We start from the raw sequence: 3,174 nt of genomic DNA on the forward strand, positions 1-3,174 counted from the left end.
TCAACTTTATCGTAAATATCTTAGCTGGATTAGCAGCATACAGTTTCTTCCCTAAGAAACCTTCAATCAAATATCAAACGGTAAAAACTAACCAATTGTACGCTTTTTAATTATCGAATTCAGGTTAGTAGCTTTGGCTTGATTGTGGCTTTTGCAATAGATACTAAAATCATCCGCATAACGCACAAATTTATGTCCTCTTCGAGTCATTTCCTTATCCAATTGATGCAGTAGAATGTTCGACAATAATGGACTTAAAGGACTTCCTTGCGGAACGCCTTTTCTTCTCTTTTGTAGCTTTCCGTTGATTTTAATCGGTGCTCTGAGCCATTTGCGTATCAGTTGCATCGTAGCTTTGCATTTCACTTTTTTGTAGATTAAATTCAGTAATAAACAATGGTCAACTTCATCAAAGAAGTTTTTCAGGTCAATAATCTTTGTATTTCTGGGATTAACTTATGCTTTGTATAAATTTTATATGGTTTTAGATCATATTTATCTAATGTTTTTTTGTTTCTAAATTCAAAATCACCTTTCCATTCATTCATATAGAAATTTAGAATATGAAGCTTTGAATAAATTTCATACTTACCATTTTGGTTAATCCATATTTGGCAAACTTCTTCAAAAGAATAAAATGCTTCTTTACCCTTTTTAAAATAAGCTTCTACTATACAATATCTTAAGACTTGAAAATCTTTGCATGTATCATAAATCATGCAGATCGCATCGTCACGAAAAATTAAATTTCGAGTTTGATTTTTAACAATAGACTTTTTACAATTAGGACATTTATGTTTTTTGATTCCTTTATAATCATCTTTGAAAATATGATTACAAGCTAAACATGTTATTATTCTTTTTGAATTGACAGTAGCAACATGGTTAATACATTTATCAATAGCCCAGTTCTTATGGGCCATTGAAAGCGGTTTTAATGTTTTAGCTAACTCTTGAATTCGGAATTGAAATTTTGTTGACGTTTTCATACTTAAAATAGAGTTGGATTAGCGGTTTCAGATTTATTAACTTTTGCGGATTTTTTAGTAATTTTTTCCTTATTAAATCTTCAATAGCTTTTTGTTTAGCTAGTTCTCTATCTTCTTCCGTAACTTCGGGAATCCTATTAATAACAACTTGTGATTGAATATTGGGATTCTCAATTATAACATTATCAATTTTATAGTAATCAACTGCCATTTGAAAAATTTCCTCATCAGCAAAACCATTTATCCCAGATTTTTGAACTGTATTTAATATATAGATAAAGCAGTTCTCTAATGACTTAGAATCATTTAATAATGCAGTTTTTAATTCCTCGTCATTTTCAGAAAGTAAGTCTAAATGTACTTTGATAATACTTGTAAATTGTTTTGAAACATTCATAGCGATAAGTTTAAAATTTGAAAAATTTGTTAATTAACGCTAGATGTTCACGAGTGAAAGGATGACTAAGCAAAAGAAAAAATGATCAAAATGAGTGTGTTGGGAATGAGTAGTGGGGGAGATTCTGCCCGTAGGGTAGATACCCCTTTTGTGAGATTTTTTATTGGGTGCGGATGGGATTGTGCATCAAAAAATTTGTGGAGTATATCGTAACGATATTTTTGATGGTGTTGGGGCGTGTCATTCTGGCGAAGTAACCTTGCATTCCAATTAATGAGTAAAAAAGAAAATCGAAGCTACTCGAGGTAGGGAGATTTTCAAAGAGAAGCGTAGGTATGAAAATATTTATCCAATAAAATTTATTTGATATTTTCATTTACATGGATTAACCTACGATATTGTAAAATAATATACTACCTTTGCTACTGTCATATACTTGTTATATGATTGCTTTTGGGGCTATTTAGATTCGTCTAATAGCCCTTTGTTATTTTTGTAAAGCCTAAAAGTAATAAAATATCTCAAAAACAATATTTATTAAAATATTGTTTTGTTAAAATAATAATTCATATATTTACATAAAGCAATTAAAAATATATGACAAAAGTTATTTCATTTATTAATCACAAAGGTGGTACAGGTAAGACCACATCGGTGATAAACATAGGTTCGGCCTTAGCTAAAAAGGGTTACAAAACTTTACTTGTTGATCTAGATTCACAAGCCAATTTGTCGGAAGGATTGGGGGTTTTTGATGAAGAACAAACACTCTATACCACATTCAAAAATAAGTCTGTAATTCCTGAACATTTTATAGCTGAGAATTTATACTTGTGTCCGTCAAATCTTGATTTGGTAGGCTTTGAATTTGATGTAGCAAGACAGGATTACTAAGAAAGTGTATTGAAAAAACTTCTTTCTAAAGTTATCGAAAAATATGACTATGTATTATTTGATCTACCACCTACTTTAAGCACTCTGGTATTTAATGCTCTAGTTATTTCAAAGTATGTCTGCATTCCGATGCAAGTTGAATTTTTCGCATATCGAGGGCTTGACAGAATCATGGAAGTTATTAAAACAGTCAAAGAAAATTCAAATCCAGATATTGAATTACTAGGAGTATTCTTAACCCAGTTCAATAATAGTCGAACAATTACTAATATGATTAAGGATGCTGTAAACAATAATTTCGAGGGCAAATTATTTAAAACTAAAATCCGTGTCAATGTAAAGCTTGTCGAAGCACAGGCACAAGGTGAAAGCATCTTTGATTATGACGAATCAAGCGCAGGAGCAAAGGACTACGAAGATTTGACAAATGAAATTTTAACGAGTTTAAACTAAGAATTATGAGTAAGAAAAATTTTGAATCCCTAAATAGAAATAAAAATACCGCAGAATCATTAACTAATTTAGCTAAGAACGTAGCAACACAAGATTCAAGTGAAGTAGTACAGGAAGATATTTATAAAAATTTCACTTTTAAAATTCCTATTGTATGGCACAAGCAATTGAAATACGATATTAGTAAAGACAGCGGAAAAACTATTCAAACACTTATTATGGAAGCTTTGAAAAATACTTATCCCGAACTTGAAGAATTATAATATTTAATAGCACTTACATAAATGTATAAGCTTGTCAAAAGTATAGTAAAGAGGGAGACTGTAAAATAAACTGTGTCAAGGATAATAAACAGAAGTATTATTTTTGACATAGTAATTATGAGTATTAAGGAAAGCGATTTTGATTTTGAGTCCATGAAGGACCTAGCCCTAGAACAGT

General features: G+C 30.4%; 4 protein-coding genes and 2 pseudogenes. 3 read left to right on the top strand and 3 right to left on the bottom strand.

Annotated elements, in window-relative coordinates; translation table 11 throughout:
• A pseudogene (locus FLS47_RS19185) lies at positions 1-110 on the top strand (IS982 family transposase); the annotation flags it as partial.
• Here FLS47_RS19185 and FLS47_RS16825 read toward each other — a convergent pair.
• From FLS47_RS16825 to FLS47_RS16835, 3 genes are read right to left on the bottom strand one after another with little or no spacing between them, the layout of a single operon-like run.
• Entirely contained in the window at positions 88-435 is a 348-nt protein-coding gene (locus tag FLS47_RS16825; RefSeq protein WP_317131692.1) for a reverse transcriptase domain-containing protein, read from the bottom strand. The pseudogene FLS47_RS19185 and the gene FLS47_RS16825 overlap by 23 nt on opposite strands.
• Positions 423-989 carry a hypothetical protein gene (locus tag FLS47_RS16830; protein WP_149915488.1) on the bottom strand — a complete coding sequence of 189 codons (567 nt, stop codon included), beginning with the start codon at positions 987-989 and terminating at the stop codon, positions 423-425. The genes FLS47_RS16825 and FLS47_RS16830 overlap by 13 nt, the downstream gene beginning before the upstream one ends.
• Positions 943-1,386: a PcfK-like family protein gene (locus FLS47_RS16835; protein WP_149915489.1), complete on the bottom strand. Its 444-nt coding sequence runs from the start codon at positions 1,384-1,386 to the stop codon at positions 943-945. The genes FLS47_RS16830 and FLS47_RS16835 overlap by 47 nt, the downstream gene beginning before the upstream one ends.
• A gap of 597 nt (positions 1,387-1,983) precedes the next feature.
• On the opposite strand from FLS47_RS16835, the pseudogene FLS47_RS18675 reads away from it, so the two are divergent.
• Positions 1,984-2,733: pseudogene (locus tag FLS47_RS18675) on the top strand (ParA family protein).
• A gap of 5 nt (positions 2,734-2,738) precedes the next feature.
• Positions 2,739-2,996 carry a hypothetical protein gene (locus FLS47_RS16850; RefSeq protein ID WP_149915492.1) on the top strand — a complete coding sequence of 86 codons (258 nt, stop codon included), beginning with the start codon at positions 2,739-2,741 and terminating at the stop codon, positions 2,994-2,996.
• The last annotated feature ends 178 nt before the right edge of the window (positions 2,997-3,174 follow it).

The organism is Sphingobacterium cavernae (assembly GCF_008520265.1).
In the GTDB taxonomy this organism is placed as follows: Bacteria; Bacteroidota; Bacteroidia; order Sphingobacteriales; family Sphingobacteriaceae; genus Sphingobacterium; species Sphingobacterium cavernae.